13 protein-coding genes are annotated in these 19,521 nt (G+C 36.7%); 1 reads left to right on the top strand and 12 read right to left on the bottom strand.

Annotated elements, in window-relative coordinates:
• Positions 1–8 precede the first annotated feature (8 nt).
• The 12 genes from nadB to MKS83_RS12850 form a co-directional block, all read right to left on the bottom strand.
• The gene (gene nadB, locus MKS83_RS12905; RefSeq protein ID WP_240580027.1) at positions 9–1,580 is read right to left on the bottom strand and encodes an L-aspartate oxidase; all 1,572 of its coding nucleotides are present in this window, start codon (positions 1,578–1,580) and stop codon (positions 9–11) included.
• A 30-nt stretch (positions 1,581–1,610) separates the two neighbouring features.
• Positions 1,611–2,237, bottom strand: coding sequence for an NAD(P)H-dependent oxidoreductase (locus MKS83_RS12900; RefSeq protein WP_240580026.1), 627 nt, complete (start codon positions 2,235–2,237; stop codon positions 1,611–1,613).
• Between the two features lie 104 nt (positions 2,238–2,341).
• Positions 2,342–4,333 (bottom strand): T9SS type B sorting domain-containing protein, encoded by a 1,992-nt coding sequence (locus MKS83_RS12895; RefSeq protein ID WP_240580025.1) that lies wholly within the window; start codon positions 4,331–4,333, stop codon positions 2,342–2,344.
• 96 nt (positions 4,334–4,429) lie between these two features.
• Positions 4,430–6,682, bottom strand: coding sequence for a lectin-like domain-containing protein (locus MKS83_RS12890; RefSeq protein ID WP_240580024.1), 2,253 nt, complete (start codon positions 6,680–6,682; stop codon positions 4,430–4,432).
• A gap of 161 nt (positions 6,683–6,843) precedes the next feature.
• Positions 6,844–7,320 (bottom strand): ribonuclease HI, encoded by a 477-nt coding sequence (gene rnhA / locus MKS83_RS12885; protein ID WP_100377307.1) that lies wholly within the window; start codon positions 7,318–7,320, stop codon positions 6,844–6,846.
• A 17-nt stretch (positions 7,321–7,337) separates the two neighbouring features.
• Positions 7,338–8,927, bottom strand: a complete 1,590-nt coding sequence (gene dnaB / locus MKS83_RS12880) for a replicative DNA helicase (protein WP_240580023.1) — start codon at positions 8,925–8,927, stop codon at positions 7,338–7,340.
• A 156-nt stretch (positions 8,928–9,083) separates the two neighbouring features.
• Positions 9,084–11,474, bottom strand: a complete 2,391-nt coding sequence (locus tag MKS83_RS12875; RefSeq protein WP_240580022.1) for a T9SS type B sorting domain-containing protein — start codon at positions 11,472–11,474, stop codon at positions 9,084–9,086.
• Positions 11,475–11,614: 140 nt separating this feature from the next.
• Positions 11,615–12,850: an MFS transporter gene (locus MKS83_RS12870; protein ID WP_240580021.1), complete on the bottom strand. Its 1,236-nt coding sequence runs from the start codon at positions 12,848–12,850 to the stop codon at positions 11,615–11,617.
• 92 nt (positions 12,851–12,942) lie between these two features.
• Entirely contained in the window at positions 12,943–13,308 is a 366-nt protein-coding gene (locus MKS83_RS12865; RefSeq protein WP_100377303.1) for a hypothetical protein, read from the bottom strand.
• Between the two features lie 68 nt (positions 13,309–13,376).
• The gene (locus MKS83_RS12860) at positions 13,377–14,876 is read right to left on the bottom strand and encodes a GH3 auxin-responsive promoter family protein (protein ID WP_240580020.1); all 1,500 of its coding nucleotides are present in this window, start codon (positions 14,874–14,876) and stop codon (positions 13,377–13,379) included.
• A gap of 128 nt (positions 14,877–15,004) precedes the next feature.
• The gene (locus MKS83_RS12855) at positions 15,005–15,274 is read right to left on the bottom strand and encodes a hypothetical protein (RefSeq protein WP_240580019.1); all 270 of its coding nucleotides are present in this window, start codon (positions 15,272–15,274) and stop codon (positions 15,005–15,007) included.
• A 206-nt stretch (positions 15,275–15,480) separates the two neighbouring features.
• Positions 15,481–15,876, bottom strand: coding sequence for a hypothetical protein (locus tag MKS83_RS12850; protein WP_240580018.1), 396 nt, complete (start codon positions 15,874–15,876; stop codon positions 15,481–15,483).
• A gap of 252 nt (positions 15,877–16,128) precedes the next feature.
• Here MKS83_RS12850 and mfd point away from each other — a divergent pair, with 252 nt between their 5' ends.
• Complete coding sequence (gene mfd, locus MKS83_RS12845) at positions 16,129–19,494, top strand: transcription-repair coupling factor (protein ID WP_240580017.1); 3,366 nt, start codon at positions 16,129–16,131, stop codon at positions 19,492–19,494.
• The last annotated feature ends 27 nt before the right edge of the window (positions 19,495–19,521 follow it).

Raw genomic sequence — 19,521 nt, 5'->3', positions numbered from 1 at the left:
CAATTTCTTTAAGCCAAATCTTTATTATAAAATGCTCCTTTGTTTTCTTTCATTTCCATAGATTGTGTAATGATAAGGTGGGCAACAGTGGTTAAATTTCTCAATTCAGATAGTTGAGGTGAAAGAATAGAGTAGTGGTAGATCTCATCTACTGCAGCGGCTATTTCCTGATGTTTTTGCAGTGCCATATTCAGACGACGGTTACTTCTTACAATACCCACCAGATCGCTCATCATTTCCTGAAGCTGCTTTCTTAAGTATGAAATGATTACCATCTCATCCATGATTTTCATGCCTTCTTCATTCCATTCCGGGACAGCTTTTAGATCATCAAAGTTAAAATTGTTTTCATGTAATAGCTCAACGGTTTTCATAGCGGCACTGTGTCCGAAAACCAGGCCTTCCAGTAAAGAATTTGAAGCTAATCTGTTGGCACCATGAAGACCGGAATTAGTACATTCTCCTACCGCAAAAAGATTTCGGATAGAAGATTGGCCGTCTCTGTCCACCTCAATTCCACCCATTAAGTAATGACAAGCCGGAACCACGGGAATTAATTGAGTGAAGGGATCAATTCCTTCGTCTTTACATTTTTTATAAATATTCGGGAAATGTTCTAAGAATTTTTCATGGTCCATTTCCTTGCAGTCCAATCCTACATATTCATCTCCGGTGATTTTCATTTCAGCATCAATCGCTCTGGCAACAATGTCTCTTGAAGCAAGTTCTTCACGCTCATCATATTTGTGCATGAATTTTTCACCTCTTTTTGTTCTCAGTTTTGCTCCGTCTCCACGTACGGCTTCGGAAATTAGAAACAACATTCCGTCTATTTTGCTGTATAAGGCCGTCGGGTGAAACTGATAGTACTGCATATTGGAAACTTTTCCTTTCGCTCTTGCTACAAAAGCGATTCCGTCTCCTGTTGCAATGGTAGGATTGGTTGTATTTTTATAAACATGACCAGCTCCTCCGGTAGCAACCAAAGTTATTTTTGAGGTTATTTTTTTTATTTTTTTAGATTTCTCATCTAAGATATAAGCTCCGTAACAATGAATGTCGCCTTCATTGAGCTCTTTTCCGGGAACATGGTGCTGAGTGATAATATCAATTACGTAGTGATGATCAAGGATTTCGATATTTTCACTTTTATTGGCGGTTTCCAGAAGGGCCCTTTCAATCTCAAAACCAGTGATATCTTTATGATGTACGATTCGGTTTTCTGTGTGTCCTCCTTCTCTTCCTAAAGCAAATTTTCCATTTTTCATATCGAAATTTGCTCCCCATTCTACAATTTCACTGAATCTTTTCGGGGCCTCGGTGACTACCATTTCTACAACATCGCGTTTGTTTTCGCCATCTCCTGCACGCATGGTGTCTTCAATATGTTTTTCAAAGTTATCTTTTTGGAAGTCTGTAACTACAGCAAGCCCTCCTTGTGCATATTTGGTGTTGCTTTCATCTTCGTCAGATTTTGTTACGATGATTATTTTGGTGTCAGGAAACTGTTCAGAAACCTTTATGGCATAAGAAAGTCCCGAGATTCCGGAACCGATTACTAATACATCCGCTTTTATCATATCCTTAGTTTAAGACAATTGTCTAAATAATTAAATAAATTTAAACAATTTTTCGTTTGGTTTTCTTACTTTTTTCATGTGCTGGAAATGATCTTCTTCCGAACGGTAGCCTAAAGCGAGGGTGACGGTTACTTTTTCGGTTTCAGGATTTATCTCTAAAATTTCTTCGATGAGTTCCTGGCGAAAACCTTCCATAGGACAAGTATCTATATTTTCGATTGCTGCCGCATACATTAAGTTGGCCAGTACGATATAAGACTGTTTTTCTGCCCAATTGAAAATTTCATCTTGTGTTTTTTGATTAATATGTTGGTTAATGCTGTTTTTAAAAAGATCCAGTTTTTCCAGTGGTGTTTCTCTTACTTTGGATATGTGTCGGAAATATCCGTTGATATAATTATCATCCACCATTTTTTTTGAAATAATAACAATTAAATGAGAGCATGTGGAAATCTGGGATGGATTATAAAATGCCGGAATTAATTTTTGCTTCATCTCCCTACTTTCCACTACTAGGATTTCGTAAGGCTGAAGGCCAAGAGAGCTTGCCGATAGTTTTCCTGACTCAAGAATATTGTGCAATGTTTCCTGGGGTATAATTTCGGAATTAAATTTTTTCACAGAATATCTTCTGCTTAAAGCCTCTAAATAATTCATCTTACAAATTTAATAATTGAAGGTGAGAAAAAGGGTTTTAATACAAAAAAATAAGGATTACTTCAATTTGAAATAATCCTTATTAAAATTTATGGTAATGTTTATTACTCTCTATTTTTCACCAATATCCATCCGGAATATTTAATAGGAGTGCTTTTTTTGTCATTTTCATTCCATGTTACAGAATACCAGTAGCTTCCTGTAGGAACTTTTCTTCCGGCAGTAGTTCCGTTCCATTTGTAGTTATTGGATTTATCCCCTTGATGGATTTTTGTTCCGTATCTGTCAAATACACTAAACACTAGGTTTTGTTTGTTTGCTAATGCGGAATAATCGATAATGTCATTTACCCCGTCTCCATTTGGTGTAATAACGTTGATTAGGTTAGGAACAACAATATTGATTACTACGGGTTCACAATCATAGGCATCCTTTACATATACTGTATGATCACCTCTCGTAATATTTGTGAAAACGTTGGAATCCTGCCAGCTGATGTTATCCATAGAGTATTTATATGGAGCAGTTCCTCCGGTTACGTAAACCGTAACAGTATTGGTAGCGATATCAATGCTTGAAACTACGGGCTGTTCGGAAGGATAAACTTTTACGGTTTGCGTAGTCCAGCATTCTCCTGTTTTTAATTGTACCCAATATGTACCTACTGTAACATCAGATATCGATTGTGTTGTTGCTCCGGTGCTCCATTTGTATCCGTCAAAGTTTGGTCCTGCATCTAATGTTGTTTTATCTTCAAAGCAAATAATTTTATCCTTTAAAACAGTTGAGTGAGTAGGAGGGAATACTTCCAAGGTGATTTTTGCGATTTCAGAACATTCATAAATATTGGTTACTGTTACATATACTACACCGTTTGGAGCAATATACTGATCAGGATTTAAAATTTCGTTTGTTCCGTTTTGTGCATCGGTTAATGAAGGGTAATATTTTTTAGTGACCCCCGAAGTAGTGGTTATTGGTGCTGTTGTTAGGTTGAATAGTCCTGTGGCGGTATTTTCCGGGCGGAAACAAGATCTTAGAATGGCGTTGGTAACACTTACTGTAGGTGCAACGTTTAAGGTGATTTTCGCATCATTATTGTCACATAATACTGAGGTAGGATCCTTTATAACTACAGAAATGCTTGTTGTTGCACTATACTGGAAATGCGTAGGGTTTGCAATAGGAGTTCCGCTTCCTGTAACATAGTATGCAAAAGTATAGTTGGCCGGAGTTGCTGTAAACTGAGAATTCAGGGTAGTTAAATCAATAGTAGAAGTTCCTGTAGAGTCTGGACAAATAGTTTTAGTAATGGTAGTTGCCAACAATGGGATTTTATCCACATATACTTTTACATTTTTAATAGAATGTCTTTCTCTTGCACCTCCTGTAGATGCTGAAAACCCAAAATACCCGACTGTCATTGCAGCGGCAGTGCCTGCCGGAGCAAAAGACTGATTACAGATTACTGTTCCATCAAGTGTTACTTTTACAATCCAGTTGGCGGGAGCGGCAGGATCTACCTGACCGGTTACTTCAACATGTTTATAGGTGCTCCCTCTAAAATTTTGGGTAGGGTTGAGATCCGGAGAGTGAAATGAGCTTCCTGGCGTGTTGAAGTATTCAACATTGTTGCTGTCTGTTGTATTGGCAACCTGTCCGTATGCTACGTGTACCTTACTCATCTGAGCTGTGGTTGTATTATTGTAGGTGTCAAAACCAACGATAAAACCAACGGCATTTTGTGAGACTCCAAGTCCTGAACCTAGTATACTTGCAACAGGTGGATTCGCAAGATACCAAAATGCAATACCGTCTCCGTTGTAACTTTGAGGAGAATCCATTCTGAAATCAAACTCCACTCTCCACTTGTCACAGTATTTCAAATTGATGGGATCATTCAGCCTTATGGATCCTGATTGATCATTAAGATCGGGAGTGAGCTGAACGAAATCTGTATTTACCGTGGTAGGACCAACCATTGTCCAGCCTGTTGTATTTACAGGATTCCCTGAAAGCTGGTAGGTTTGTGCGGATATTTTTAACGGAATTATTAAAAGAAAGGCTAAAAGGCCTAAAAGTAGAATTTTTTTCATTTTGTAAATACTATATATATTGTTGGGGGAAATTAAATTGTTTTGAGAATAAAGGGAGGCGCCTGCATATAAGCGCCCCCAAAAAATCCTAATTCTTTATTCTCTGTTTTTTACCAATACCCATCCGCTGTACTTTGTCTGAGTATTATTTTTGTCATTTTCATTCCAAGATATGGTGTACCAGTAAGTTCCTGTGGTTATCTTTTTACCACCTGAAGTTCCGTCCCATTTGTAGTTTCTTGTTTTATCTGCTTCAAATTTTTTGTTGCCATATCTGTCATACACTACAAAACTTAAATTTTTCTTGTAAGCTAAAGCGCTGTAATCTATAAAATCATTGATATTATCTCCGTTTGGAGTAATGGCATTGATTAGATTAGGAACAGTTACCTGTATCTGAGTTGGCTCACAATTGTAAAAATCTTTTACAAAGACCTTATTTTCTCCTCTAGGAAGCCCTGTAAATACATTGGAATCCTGCCATTTTATACCATCCAAAGAATACTGATAGGGAGCACGCCCTCCGGATACATTTACAGTGATTGTATTATTGGTAATATCTAAACTTGTAATTACAGGATCCGCAGCAGCAATTACTCTTACTATTTGTTTTGTAATACAATTGCCTGTTTTCAGTTTTACCCAATAAATTCCTACAGGTACGTTCTGAATAGACTGGGTTGTTTCTCCTGTGCTCCATTCGTAAGTCGCAAACCCGGGACCTGCATCTAATGTTGTTTTATCATCAATGCATATTGTCTTGTCTTTCAGTACGGAAGATGTTACAGGAGCTAAGACAATTAATTTTATTTTTTTAATAATATAGCAAGAATTTGCACCTTTTATCCTTACGTACACTTCTCCATTTGAAGAGATGTAGTTTGTTGGATTTGGAATTGGATTCGTGTCAGCTAAAGCATCAGCTGAAGTTGTATAATATTTTTTTGTTATTCCTGCTTCTGTAGATACATTGGCAGTATCTAAATTAAATAAAGCTTCAGTAGGATTGTCTTCAATGAAACAAGACTGTATTGATGCGTCATTAGAAACAGGTAAAGGAAGGAAACTTAACGTGATTTCAGCATTTCCTGTACAGCCCTGCGGAGTAGTGACTTTTACATATACTTTACCAGGTGCAGAAACATAAGCGTTAGGAGTGGTGATTTCATTGATACCGGCGGTTAAGTCTGCTAATGTCCGGTAATATTTTTTTACAACACCGGGTACACCTGTTACGGGAGCATTATTCAGGTTGAATGTGGCTGTCGTAGCATTGTTGTTGTTACATTCGCTTATGGTGACATTATTGGCCGTAAATGGAGATAGAGTAAGCTGTATTTTTCCATCAGGATTATCACAGAGAATTGCAGAATTATCTTTTACAATTACGTTGACAGTTGTATTGGTATTGAACTGAAAGTTGGTCGGGTTGGTAACAGTAGTTCCGTTTGCAATATATGTAAATGTATAATTACTAGGCGTTGTTACAAACTGGCTATTGTAAGAGGTAAGATTTACGGTTGCAAAACCAGTACTTGGATTGGGGCAGAATGTATCTGTAACTGTTGTTTTGTTTAGGGCAACTTTATCCATATAAACTTTTACGTTTTTAATGGAATGTCTGGATCTAGCGCCTCCTGTAGAAGCGGAAAATCCAAAATATCCTACCGTCATTGCTGCCGCTGCACCAGAGGGCGCAAAAGATTGATTACAGATTACTGTTCCGTCAAGTACGATCTTCACAATCCAGTTTGCGGGATTTGCGGGATCTACCTGGCTGCTAACTTCCACATGCTTATACGTTGTTCCTTGAAACGGTTGAGTTGCATTAAGATCTGCCGAATGAAAAGAACTTCCCGGAGTGTTAAAAAATTCTACGTTATTGGTATCGGTAGTATTTTGTACCAATCCATAGGCGACATGAACTTTGCTCATACCCGAACTTCCTGTAGAGTTGTTAAACGTATCAAAACCAACAATGAAACCAACCGCATTTTGAGAAACTCCGATTCCGGAACCTAATACACTTGCTATAGGCGGGTTTGCCAGATACCAAAATGCAATACCATCCCCATTATAGGTTTGGTCAGAATCCATTCTGAAGTCAAATTCTACCCTCCATTTGTCACAATATTTTAAGTTGATGGGGTCATTTAGCCGGATAGAACCAGATTGGTTATTAGTGTCAGGAGTCAGTTGTACAAAATCAGTATTTACAACAGCGGGAGAGACGAGTGTCCAACCAGTAGTATTTACCGGATTTCCTGCTAGCTGATAGGTCTGGGAGAGGAGGTTTCCGGAAATACAAAATAAGATTATCGTTAAATAAGATAATAAAATTTTATTCATGTAAGAGGAGATTTAGTTAAACGTGTAAATATATTAAATCTTGCTGATATAATGTATATTTTCTGTTAATCTTCTCGTAAATGCTATTTATTTATCAATAAATCATAAAAATGAAAAGGAAAAATGAACTCGTTTTTATTTGTAATTGTTTTAATTAAAAACTAAAAAAGACTGTTATTATCAAGATTTTCAAAGTAAGTGTCGATTTCAAGGGAGCTTGAGTTGGCAGCGGCCACAGCGAGTTTGTCACATAGTTCATTTTCAAAATGGCCTGCATGACCTTTTATCCAATGCATTTTGGGCTGGTGAAGGTTATAGAGTTCAACAAATTTCTTCCAAAGATCCGGATTTTTCACGTTTTTCCAGCCTCTTTTTATCCATCCCGATATCCAGTTTTGGTTCACTGCATCGGCTACATATTTGCTGTCGGTATATATATGGATATCATTTTCCGGAGATTTTAATTTTTCGAGAGCGGTAATGACAGCCAAAAGTTCCATTCTGTTATTGGTTGTTTTTCTAAAGCCTTTAGAGAATGTTTTCTGATACTTTTTTTCCGGTACACGCATAAGAATTCCATATCCTCCTTTTCCGGGATTTCCGCTACAAGCTCCGTCGGTATATATTTCGATTCTCAAATCTTATAATCTAAATCTTAAAAAGGAAAATCATCATCATCGTCAAAATCATTCATGGAAGATCCTGAAACCTGAGAATTATTCGGCAGATCAAACGCTGCACCTGGCTGAATTGTTGTCTTAATTTTATCAAAACCGCTTGGTTCATTTTGTCCAAAACCGGAAGGATACCCTCCGCTTCCGCCATCAAAAGCAGCTTCGATGTCTCCGAATTTAGCAAAATGCTTCAGGAAAGATAGTCTTACATCTGCAGTTGCCCCGTTTCTGTGCTTTGCAATGATAAGCTCTGCCTGGTTTTCTGTTGAGGTTTCCTGTCCTTCTTCATCGTTATCCCAAACCGTAATTTTATAATATTCCGGTCTGAAGATGAAAGATACAATATCTGCATCCTGTTCAATCGCTCCGGATTCCCTCAAATCCGAAAGCTGGGGTCTTTTGCCAGGACGGGTTTCCACACTTCGCGATAGCTGTGAAAGTGCAATTACCGGAACATTTAATTCTTTTGCAATAGCTTTTAATGAACGAGAAATCATGGAAATTTCCTGTTCACGGTTTCCTGTTCCTTTTCCGCCGCCTCCTGCTGTCATCAGCTGAAGGTAGTCGACCATGATCAATCTTACCCCGTGCTGCATTACCAGTCTTCGGCATTTTGCACGGAAGTCAAAGATAGAAAGGGAAGGTGTTTCATCAATATACAGAGGGGCGTTTTCAAGCTCAGATACATTGGAGAACAGTCTTTGCCATTCTTCATCATCTAAGGTTCCTTTTCTTAGTTTTTCTGAAGAAATTCTTGTTTCAGAGGCGATCATTCTGGTGATAAGCTGTACTGAAGCCATCTCCAGAGAGAACAGTGCCATAGGAATTTTATGTCCCACTGCAATATTTCTTGCCATTGAAAGAAGGAAGGCGGTTTTCCCCATTGCGGGACGTGCTGCAATAATAATAAGGTCGGAATTTTGCCATCCTCCGGTTTCCTTATCTACATCACGAAATCCTGAAGGAACACCTGAAAGACCCTGCTTGTCTTTTAGTGACTTAATGGTGTCGATTGCCTGCTTTACCAATGAGTTGGCTGTATCGAATCCTTTTTTGATGGTCCCGTTTGTAATTTCAAAAAAAGATTGCTCTGCTTTGTCCAGAAGTTCAAAAACATCTGTTGACTCTCTGTATGAAGATTCAATAACGTTCGCTGAAACGTTAATTAAACTTCTTAAAATATATTTTTCAAGAATAACCCGGACATGATATTCAATATGGGCGGAAGAGCTTACTCCCATCGTAAGATCAATAATGTAATGGTCTCCTCCTGCCTGATTCAGTTTTTCCTCTTTTTTGAGATCCTGAATAATGGTCATTAAGTCAACCGGCTGGTTGCCTTCATAAAGTTTTAAAATGGTAGAAAAAATTACCTGATGTCTCGGATCATAAAATACTTCTGGAGTAAGCAGGTCAATCGAGTGGTCAAGCCCTTTTTTATCAATCAAAAAAGTACCTATAACCAATTTTTCAAAATCTACTGCATTAGGAGGCATTTTTCCATCTGCAATTGACAGCTCTTTCGCAAAGTTTCCGTGGGTAAGAGATGATAATGTTTCTTTCTGCGCCATAATATGCAAAGATAGTTTTTTTGAAAAGTAATAAAAAAATAGTAATTAAGATTTTAATGTTGATAAGTTTAAATTATTAGTACTGAAAGGCTTTTTTTTGGTGCATAAAAAAATCACTCCCGGTAGAAGTGATTTTTTTATTAAAAATTTAATTATTTATTCTCTGTTTTTTACCAATACCCATCCGCTGTATTTGGTCTGTGTATTGTTTTTGTCATTTTCATTCCAAGAGATAGAATACCAGTAAGTTCCTGTAAGGATTTTCTTTCCTGATGCTGTTCCGTCCCATTTGTAATCTCTGATTTTGCCTGCTTCGTACAGCTTGTTTCCATATCTGTCATAAACAATGAATACTAAGTTTTTCTTATATGCCAATGCGCTGTAGTCGATATAATCATTCACGTTATCTCCGTTTGGCGTAATGGCATTCAGAAGATTCGGAACAGTTACCTGAACTTCTATTGGATCACAATTATAAGAATCTTTAACATATACTTTATTTTCTCCCCTTGGGAGTCCTGTGAATACGTTAGTATCCTGCCATTTAATACCATCTAATGAATATTTATAAGGAGGGGTACCCCCATTCACATTTACTGTAATTGTATTGTTCTTAATATCCAGACTAGTGATAACAGGTTGCTCTGCAGAATATACATTTACTTTTTGAAGTGTAAAACATGTTCCTGTTTGCAATTTTACCCAATATTCACCTACAGGTACTCCTTGTATAGATTGAGTTGTCGCTCCGGTGCTCCATTCATAGCTTGTAAATCCGGGACCAGCGTCTAATGTAGTTCTGTCATCAATACAGATTGTTTTATCTGCTAATACGGAGGATTTTACAGGAGGTAATACTTTAAGAGTTATTTTCGCAATAGAATAACAGTTGTTAGAGTTAAATACTTTTGCGTATACTTCGCCATTTGTAGAAACATATGCTGAAGAATTTAATATTTCATTCGTTCCTGCTGTTGCATTAGCTAAAGTGGTGTAGTACTTTATAGTTGTGCCAGGTTGGGAATTTACATTTGCTGATTTTAAGTTGAAGGATCCTGTAGAAATATTTGTTTCTATATAGCAGGTTTCAATAGTTGCAGGGTTTACAATAACAGTCGGGTAAAATTGTAGAGTTATCTGTCCATTACCAGTACATCCTTTATCTGTCATTACTTTTACGAAAATTGTTTTCGGAACAGTAGAGGTATAAGCTGCAGGATTTGGAATTGCATTAGTGCCCGCATTCAGATCAGCAAGAGTCGTGTAATATGTTTTTGTAATATTAGTTCCAGAGTAGACATTGGCTGATGTTAAATCGAAAATGCCGGAACCTGTAACGTTGTTGTTACACGTCATTACTGTAGCGTTATTTACAGGTAAAGGTGGTAAAAACTGTAATGTGATTTCAGCAGTAGCGCTACAGCCGTCAGAAGTAATTACTTTTACATATACTTTTTTTTCATTCGAAGAATAGCTGGCTGGATTTGTAATTTCGTTTGTTCCTGCATTTAAATTCGCAAGAGTCGGATAATATTTTTTAGTTGCAGTACCAGAGTATACAGCCGCAGATGTAAGATCAAATGTTCCGATTCCCGTGTTGTTATAATTACATGCAGTTACCGTTGCATTGCTTGCCGTAATATTCCCTTGTCGGAACTTGAATTTTCCTGTTTGGAAACATCCGTTAATAGGATTGGTAGGGTTTGCCGGATCGGTATATTTTATTCTGTAATAATAAATGCTTACCGCATCAACCATTATAGGTGTTGTGATTGGGTTTTGTCCGGTTATTGCATCATTTCCTGTATAATGATAAGTAACTGTAAAATTTGGATTACCATTTATAATACCTGCACTAAGCGTACTAAAGTCGAAAGTTGTTGGTAGAACGCATTTTAAAATTTCATTGGGAGCAGTTGGATCTGTTGCATTTGGAATTCCAGGTGTTATAAAAGGATGAGGCGTTAATGTAGGATCATTGAATGCAGAAGTTAATGTTGCAGTTCCGCCCCAGGTTAATGAAAATCCTAATGAGTTGTGGCTGTAGTTATCTACCAGTAAAACGTAAGTTTCACCAGCTACTACATTTATAGGAGGGTTATAACCTGTATTCGGTGCATTCGGTGGATTGCTTGAAAGACCTGTCGGATAAGGCCAGGTTCCTGTTTTCCCGGCATAATTACAAGTGACAGGTGTGCCTAAATTTCCACAGGTATAACCACTGCCTCCTCCCCATACGGCCCAGTCATAATCTGCCTGGTTAGCTGGGTCGGTTGTTGGTAAGTTAGGATTTGTGTTTGGGGTGATTTCAAATGTTAGTGTTCCCGATGTTGCTATGGTAAAAGAATACCAAACGGAATAATGTTCTCCGGATTTAAGGCAAAGATCAGCCGGAGCTGGATTGGGAATATCTGAAACATTTCCCGGCCCTGAAGGGTCATAGGAAAGATTGGAGTTTCCACAAACCGGTATTGCCGAAACACAATCTGACTGTGAATAATATATTTGGTAAAGGAATAAAATGGAAAAGAGTAGTAGTTTTTTCATTTTAAATTTTTTTTGATAATAAAATTAAAAAAGTAATGACAAATGTAAAAATATTTTATCAAATAAGAGAGAGTTTTGTTAAAAATACTTAAAATACTAAATTTTAGGTCGGTTTAAATAAACTGTCCTTAAAATGATAATTAATATTGCATCTTTCTTAGTTTGGAATTTGTACTTCCTACCAGCAGTGCAATCAGAATGGTCATGCTTCCTCCAAAAACTACAGACTTTACTACACCAAGAAGCTTTGCCATAAGACCACTCTCAAACTGTCCCATTTCATTGCTGGACATGATGAAAATAGAATTTACACTAAGCACTCTTCCCCGAATATGATCAGGTGTTTTTAACTGTACTATGGTCCCTCTGATTACTACAGAAATTCCATCAAGCATTCCGCTTGCTACTAGGAACAGGAATGATAGCCAGTAAAGTTTGGATAACCCAAATCCTATGATACATAATCCAAATCCAGCAACAACTGCTAACAGAATTTTTCCTTGGTTTTTTCTCAGCGGAACAATGGATAAAATGGTGATAATGCACATTGATCCTATGTCGGAAGCTGCATTTAAAAGTCCAAATCCTTCAGCACCTACCTTAAGGATGTCTGTAGCAAACACAGGGATCATAGCAACAGCACCTCCAAAAAGAACAGCAAACATATCAAGGCATAAAGCACCTAAAATTTCTCTGGTTTTAAAAATATAAGAAATACCCTCCCTCATGCTTTCTATGACATTTACAGATTCTTTTTTGTATTCAGAATATTGTTTTTTAAGCTGCCAGAAAAATAAAGAAGCCAGGATAATAAGTCCAATAATAACGAATAGGGTCCACTTTATACCAAAAAAGCCGATCAAAAATCCTCCGCATGCATGTCCGCATACCGAAGAGATAAGAAAGGTAGCCTGGTTTAAGGTGATCGCATGTGGAAGGCTTTCCTTTTGAACGATCTTAGGAATCATGGAAGGAACAATAGGACCAATAAAAGCTCTTGCAATTCCTGTGAAAAAAATAACGGTATAAATAAAATAAGTAATCTGATGGCCGTTGAAATGCATTCTTACATTGAGAAAAGCGGGAATTAATAAAAGCCCAATTAAAAAAACATAAGCATAATTACAGATCAGCAGGAGTTTTTTCTTTTCATTCATATCGATTACATGTCCTGCATACAGGGCGCAACTTACTGCCGGAATTACTTCTGAAAGACCGATTAGCCCTATAGAAAAAGGATCTTTTGTAAGCTGGTACACCCACCAGCCTAATAAAGTAGCAAGCATCCTGAACGCTAAAACAATAAAAAATCTTCCGGCAAGAAGATTTCTGAATTCGGTATTTTGTAAAGTTTTTAGGGGTGTAAAAGAAACCATGCACAAAAATAGGCCTAAATATTCATTCAGGCCTATTTCTTTATTATAAATCCAAATGATAAATCAAATACCACTTGAAAGATAAAATCTATTTAGTTATCTGCTCTTGAAGCACTGATTACCAAAGCAGCAACTCCTGCAGCTCCGATTACTACTGCTCCGGCTGCTGTTCTTGCTTTTCTGATATCTCTTACAGCGGCAACATTAGCCTTAGGAATGATCACTTCTGTACTGTCTTTTTTTCCTGCCGTACCAATAAGGTTGTTGCCATCTACATTACGAAAAAGTATTTTTTGATTTTTTGATCCGTCTTTCATCATTACGGTATACATTCTTCCTGCTTCAAGGTTAGAATAATTGTTTTTGGCAATATCATCTGTGTACTTTGTAGTCGCACAAGATGAAATTACAAATAAAGACGTCAATAAAGATGATTTTAAAAGTACAGATGCTTTCATTATATTTTTTAGTTTTTCAAATTTATAATTTTTTTCGAATATACGTTTTCGGAATTGAAAAAATGTGTTTAAAGTTTATAAATTTCCAATAAATCTGCAATTTTTCTGTCATTGGCAAGTCTTGGAATTTTATTTTGTCCGCCAAGTTTACCTTGTGACTTTGCATATTCAGTAAACGCATTTTTGGTAAGTTTTGATATATGCAGCTTCTGAAGAATATTTCCGGAAACTAAATCATTATAATAGGTATTTCGCTTTCTGAGCTGATCATCCAGTTCGTTTTTAAATGCTTCAAGATTTTCAGGCTCTTTTTCAAATTCAATAAACCATTCGTGATAGGGAAGTCCTTCTGTAGGGTTTACCTGTGGCGCAAGGTGAAATTCGGTAATCTGCGCCGAGAATTTTTCTAAAGTTGCCTTTATAGCTTCTTCTACCTCAAATGCAATGACGTGTTCTCCAAAAGCTGAGGTGAAATGTTTGGTTCTTCCACTTACCAGAATTCTGTGAGGATTTTTATTAATAAATCTTACTACATCGCCAATCGAATATGCCCACAAACCTGAATTTGTTGTTAAAATCAATGCGTAATCTTTATTAAGTTCAATCTCTTTTAAAGTCAATCTTTTAGCATTGGGTTTTCCATATTCTTCCAGTGGAATAAATTCATAGAAAATTCCGTGATTAGTTAAGAGAAGCAATCCTTCTGTAGTATAATCATCCTGAAATGCGAAAAAACCTTCCGAGGCCGGAAATGTCTGGACAATATCGACTTTTCCTCCAAGTAATTCTTCCATTTTATCACGGTAAGGTTCATAATTTACACCTCCCGTTACAATAAGCTGAAGATGGGGAAAAATTTGTTTGATTTTTTTACCATGCTTTTCAGTCAATTTTTCAAAATACATAATCAGCCAGGGTGGAATTCCGGAGATCAGCGTCATGTTTTCTTTTTCCGTTTCCTCAACAATCTTATCCACTTTCGCCTCCCAGTCTTCCATAACGTTGGTTTCCCAGCTTGGAAGTCTGTTTTTCTGCAAGTAATTTGGAATATGATGGGCAACAATTCCTGAAAGCCGGCCGGTTTTTATTCCGAAGTTTTCCTCCAATTCTGGGCTTCCCTGTAAAAAGATCATTTTTCCTTTTACAAAATCGGCATTGTTTTTTTTAGCGATATAATGAAAAAGGGCACTTTGAGCTCCTTTAATTTGGAATGGCATTCCGTCTTTCGAAATAGGGATATATTTTGAGCCGGACGTTGTTCCCGAAGTTTTTGCAAAATATTCGGGGGTGTCTGTCCATAAGATATTGGCCTGTCCTTTCTTTACTCTCTCGATATAGGGTTTAAGATCTTCATAATCAGCGACAGGAACTTTTTCCTGAAAGTCTTTTACAGAGGTGATGTTTTCAAAATCATGCTCTCTTCCAAAAAGAGTTTTTTTGGCTGTATTCACGAGAGATAAAAGCAGATCTTCTTGGTCTTTCTCTGCATTTTTCTTGAATTCTTCAGCTTTTTGAACGTGCTTTTTAGCCCAAATCAATGCCGCATTTTTCTTTAGGAAATTTAACATGGTTCAAATTTATAAATAACTAAAGAATTTGCAGACATTTTGAAAAAATAAGCAATAAAAAAACCGATGAATGAGTGTACATCGGTTCTTCGAAATTTGATTATGAAAATAACAACTATATGTTGAGTTTATTTGTTTTCTTTATACCTTTTGTCTGGAGTTCCGTCCGCTTTAAGGTGTTTGTTTTCCTTATATCTTTTATCCGGAGTGCCGTCTTTTTTCATTTTTACGGCTGCAGGTGCAGTAGCAGGTTTTGCTGCTTTTACTTCTTTAGTCGCCGTTTTGGTTGTAGTTTTAGCTACATGGTGAGTTGTGGTAGATGTTGCTGGAGCGGTTTGTTGAGCAGTTGCAAGTCCAAGTCCTAAAGCTAATGACATTGCGGTAAAAAATTTTTTCATAATGATGATTTTGTTTGTTTTTCTTATCCAAAGTTATGCAAAAAGCGGGCTGAAAAAATAGATTTTATAAACTTAACTAAAGTTTATTACAGATTAAAAAAATCTTAATCCAGTAAACGTGCAGTTGGAGTAATTTTGAAATTGCTGAAAAATAAAACCCGTGTCGCCTATACAGGCGACACGGGTCAAACATATGAATAGTTGGTTTATCGTGTACAATTTGCGGTCCAGGTTTTACCATCTTTCATAAATAGAATCTTCAATTCGTTATTGTCAATTCTAATATATGATGTTGCACTGGATCCGATCATAACAAGGGTATGGTCACCTTTCTGCTCAAACTCAATACCATTGAGATCGGGGATGCTGTCTGAAAAAGCGAAATTATATTTTGTTCCGCTTGCAATTTTTGTTACAAAAACACTTCCGTTATTGGTACTGATATTGGTAGATCCTCCGTCATTATAAGAAATACTACCTTTGTAAGTACCCGCGAAGAAGTCATTATTTACAGGATCATCATCATCACTGCATGATGAAATTGCCGTGACAGCAAAAAACAATAGCATAAAAGCTCCTAGGATTTTGATTAAATTTTTCATAATACTATTTCTTTAAGGTTTGGTAAGTGTAAAACCCCAAATCGTGTGCCGTGTAAGAATAATTTAATATTTTTTAACATCATTTAAAATTTTTAATAAAACGTTATGATTTGCGTATCTTTTATTGAAAAGGATTGTTTTTTAGATAATATCCAACTCTTTTGTGAAAAATATTTATCCTTATCTTTGTGAAGATCAAACGGTTTCGGAAAACTCCCGAAATCGCTTTTGTCGTTTATACCATATTATTTTATGCAGTTAAAAACCATCAGCGAAAAATTTCTTCCCGATTTGCTTAAAAATGAATTTGGAAAGGAGATTTTTATTCAGTTAGAAAATAACCAACATATTTCTGTAAAAGGAAACGCGGGATCTTCGGTTTCAATTTTTGTAGCTGAACTTTTCCTTACTCATAAAAAACATATTTTGTATTTAGTAGATGATAAGGAAGACGCTTTGTATGCCAATACAGAAATGGAAGATCTGTTGGGAAAAGATAAGGTTTTGTACTTTCCTGCAACACTTCTTGAACCGTATCAGATTGAAAAGACGCAAAATGCCAATTTGGTATTGAGAACGGAAGTAATCAATAAAATTACTTCCAGTAAAGCTCCGAAAGTGATTGTAGCTTATTCGGGAGCTTTGTCTGAAAAGGTCTTAAAGAAGGAAGATTTTAAGGCAATTTCACATCATATTAAAGTAGGTGACCAGCTTGATTTTGATTTTGTAGATGAACTGTTGAACCACTATAACTTCCAGCAGGCAGATTTTGTTTCTGAGCCTGGAGAATTTTCCGTGAGAGGAGGAATTGTTGATGTGTTTTCGTTCTCGAATGAAAAGCCGTATCGTATCACTTTCTTTGGAAATGAGGTGGAAAGCATAAAAACGTTTGATATAGAAACCCAGCTTTCAGTAGAAAAGGTGAATGATTTTCAATTGGTTTCCAACATGAATTTTACGGTGACAGGAAGCAGGGTTTCACTACTTCAGTTATTGCCAAAAGAAAGCTTCGTGATTTCTAAAAACGGGGTTATCGGAATGCAGAAGCTGAAAACATTCTACGAAAAATCGTTGGTAAAATATGATACTTTAAATAAAGATATTGCTCACAGAACACCTCAGGAATTATTCATTTCTGATCAGGAATTTTTATTTGATTATAAAAAGTTTAAAACAGTTGATTTCGGAAGTGCTTCTATTGAAGGACTGATCGAATTAACGGAAATGAAAATCGACCAGACCGCACAGCCAACTTTCCATAAAAATTTCGAATTATTAATTGAAGATCTTGAAGAAAAGCAGAATGCAGGTTTTGATACCTGGATTTCTTTTTCAACAGAAAAGCAGAAAGAAAGATTAGAATCTATTTTTGAGGAACTGGAGCATCAGCTTCCTTTTAAAAGTTTTAAATCTGAACTTCATGAAGGTTTTGTAGATAATGATCATAAAATTTTAGTCTATACGGATCACCAGATTTTCGATCGATACCAAAGATATAAGGCAAAAAATACATTCGCTAAATCGGAGCAGTTGACACTGAAAGATCTGATGTCGTTGAAAATAGGAGATTATATTGCACATATTGATCACGGAATTGGAAAATTCATGGGATTGGTAAAAGTCAATAATGATGGCAAAATTCAGGAATGCTTTAAGCTGACCTATAAAAACGGAGATTTATTGTACGTAAGTATTCATTCACTTCATAAAATTTCAAAATATAACGGACCCGACGGAAAAGAAATTGTTTTAAGTAAATTAGGTTCTCCTACCTGGAAGTCTTTAAAACAAAAAACAAAGGCACGGGTAAAACAACTTGCATTTGACCTGATAAAATTATATGCCCAAAGAAAATCCGCGAAGGGTTTTGCCTATACTCCTGATTCTTATCTGCAAAATGAACTGGAGGCGAGTTTCCTTTATGAAGATACGCCAGACCAGGAAAAGGCTACCATTGATGTGAAGAAAGATATGGAAGCCGATACGGTGATGGATCGTCTTGTATGTGGAGATGTTGGTTTCGGTAAAACGGAAGTGGCAATTCGTGCAGCGTTCAAAGCAGCAACAGACGGAAAACAGGTTGCGGTATTGGTGCCGACAACTATTTTGGCTTTCCAGCATTACAGAAGTTTTAAAGAAAGGTTAAAAGATTTTCCGGTGAATGTGGCCTATATCAATCGTTTCAGAACGGCAAAACAAAAATCTGAAACGCTGGAAGCTTTAAAAGAAGGAAAAGTTGATATTATTATAGGGACGCATCAATTGGCAAGCAGCTCAGTGAAATTTAAAGATTTAGGGCTGTTAATCATTGATGAGGAACATAAATTCGGGGTTTCCGTAAAAGACAAACTGAAAACGCTGAAAGCTGATGTTGATACTTTAACACTTACAGCAACGCCGATTCCGAGAACATTGCAGTTTTCTTTAATGGCTGCAAGAGATTTATCTGTTATTAAAACGCCACCACCAAACAGACAGCCTGTAGACACCCAGTTGATAGGATTTAATGAAGAAATTCTTCGCGATGCCGTTTCGTATGAATTACAGCGCGACGGTCAGGTTTATTTTATCAATAACAGAATAGAAAACCTTAAAGATATTGCAGGATTGATTCAAAGACTGGTTCCGGATGCGAGAGTAATTACCGGTCACGGACAAATGGAAGGGAAACAATTGGAAAAGAACGTGCTGGATTTTATGGATGGGAAATATGACGTTCTGGTTTCTACAACCATTGTGGAAAGTGGGGTAGATGTGCCAAATGCGAACACGATTTTCATTAATGATGCTCAACGTTTCGGAATGGCAGATCTTCACCAGATGAGAGGTCGTGTAGGGCGTAGCAACAGAAAAGCTTTCTGTTATTTGATTACGCCTCCTTATGATATGATGACTTCGGATGCGAGAAAACGTCTTGAAGCAATTGAACAGTTTTCTGATTTGGGAAGTGGTTTTCAGATCGCCATGAAAGATTTGGAAATCCGTGGAGCCGGAGATTTATTAGGTGCAGAACAAAGTGGGTTTATTAATGAAATGGGATTTGAAACCTATCAGAAATTAATGCAGGAAGCTTTAGAGGAGTTAAAAGACGATCAGGAATTTGAAAATCTTTTTGAAAACGAAGAAGACAGAAATAAGCTATTTAAATCTACAAAGGATGTAAATATTGATACGGATCTGGAATTGATGCTGCCGGATTGGTATATCTCAAATACAGAAGAGAGATTATTGCTTTATCAGAAGCTTGCCGAAATAGACAGTGAAGAAAATCTATTAAAGTTTGAGTCTGAATTGATAGACCGTTTCGGAAACCTGCCAAAAGAAGCTGTCAATTTATTGAAAAGTGTGAGTTTAAAATGGTTGGCTGCGGAAATCGGCTTTGAAAAAATTGTTATGAAGAATGGAGTGTTCCTAGGGTATTTCCCTAGCAATCCGCAGGATAAATTTTACCAGACGGATAAATTCAGACATATCATTACTTATCTTACTCAAAATCCTGCAGAGGCGCAGTTGAAAGAGAAAACAGGGAAAGAAGGAAACAATCTTATGATGAGGAAGGATAAAGTGAGAAATGTGGATGAGGTTAATCTTTTATTAAAAGCCATTTTGAAAGTATAGAAAAATACTAATTACCTTGTTTTAAGG

It is taken from the genome of Chryseobacterium sp. Y16C (assembly GCF_022488405.1).
Taxonomy (GTDB): Bacteria; Bacteroidota; Bacteroidia; order Flavobacteriales; family Weeksellaceae; genus Chryseobacterium; species Chryseobacterium geocarposphaerae.
This window is presented reverse-complemented; position numbering and strand designations above follow the sequence as displayed.

Bases quoted from the DNA above. Each gene is read 5' to 3' on its own strand.
- MKS83_RS12890 (WP_240580024.1), bottom strand. From the start codon at position 6,682: ATGAATAAAATTTTATTATCTTATTTAACGATAATCTTATTTTGTATT.
- MKS83_RS12875 (WP_240580022.1), bottom strand. From the start codon at position 11,474: ATGAAAAAACTACTACTCTTTTCCATTTTATTCCTTTACCAAATATAT.
- MKS83_RS12865 (WP_100377303.1), bottom strand. From the start codon at position 13,308: ATGAAAGCATCTGTACTTTTAAAATCATCTTTATTGACGTCTTTATTT.
- dnaB (WP_240580023.1), bottom strand. From the start codon at position 8,927: ATGGCGCAGAAAGAAACATTATCATCTCTTACCCACGGAAACTTTGCG.
- mfd (WP_240580017.1), top strand. From the start codon at position 16,129: ATGCAGTTAAAAACCATCAGCGAAAAATTTCTTCCCGATTTGCTTAAA.
- MKS83_RS12855 (WP_240580019.1), bottom strand. From the start codon at position 15,274: ATGAAAAAATTTTTTACCGCAATGTCATTAGCTTTAGGACTTGGACTT.
- MKS83_RS12895 (WP_240580025.1), bottom strand. From the start codon at position 4,333: ATGAAAAAAATTCTACTTTTAGGCCTTTTAGCCTTTCTTTTAATAATT.
- MKS83_RS12860 (WP_240580020.1), bottom strand. From the start codon at position 14,876: ATGTTAAATTTCCTAAAGAAAAATGCGGCATTGATTTGGGCTAAAAAG.
- nadB (WP_240580027.1), bottom strand. From the start codon at position 1,580: ATGATAAAAGCGGATGTATTAGTAATCGGTTCCGGAATCTCGGGACTT.
- MKS83_RS12900 (WP_240580026.1), bottom strand. From the start codon at position 2,237: ATGAATTATTTAGAGGCTTTAAGCAGAAGATATTCTGTGAAAAAATTT.
- MKS83_RS12850 (WP_240580018.1), bottom strand. From the start codon at position 15,876: ATGAAAAATTTAATCAAAATCCTAGGAGCTTTTATGCTATTGTTTTTT.
- MKS83_RS12870 (WP_240580021.1), bottom strand. From the start codon at position 12,850: ATGGTTTCTTTTACACCCCTAAAAACTTTACAAAATACCGAATTCAGA.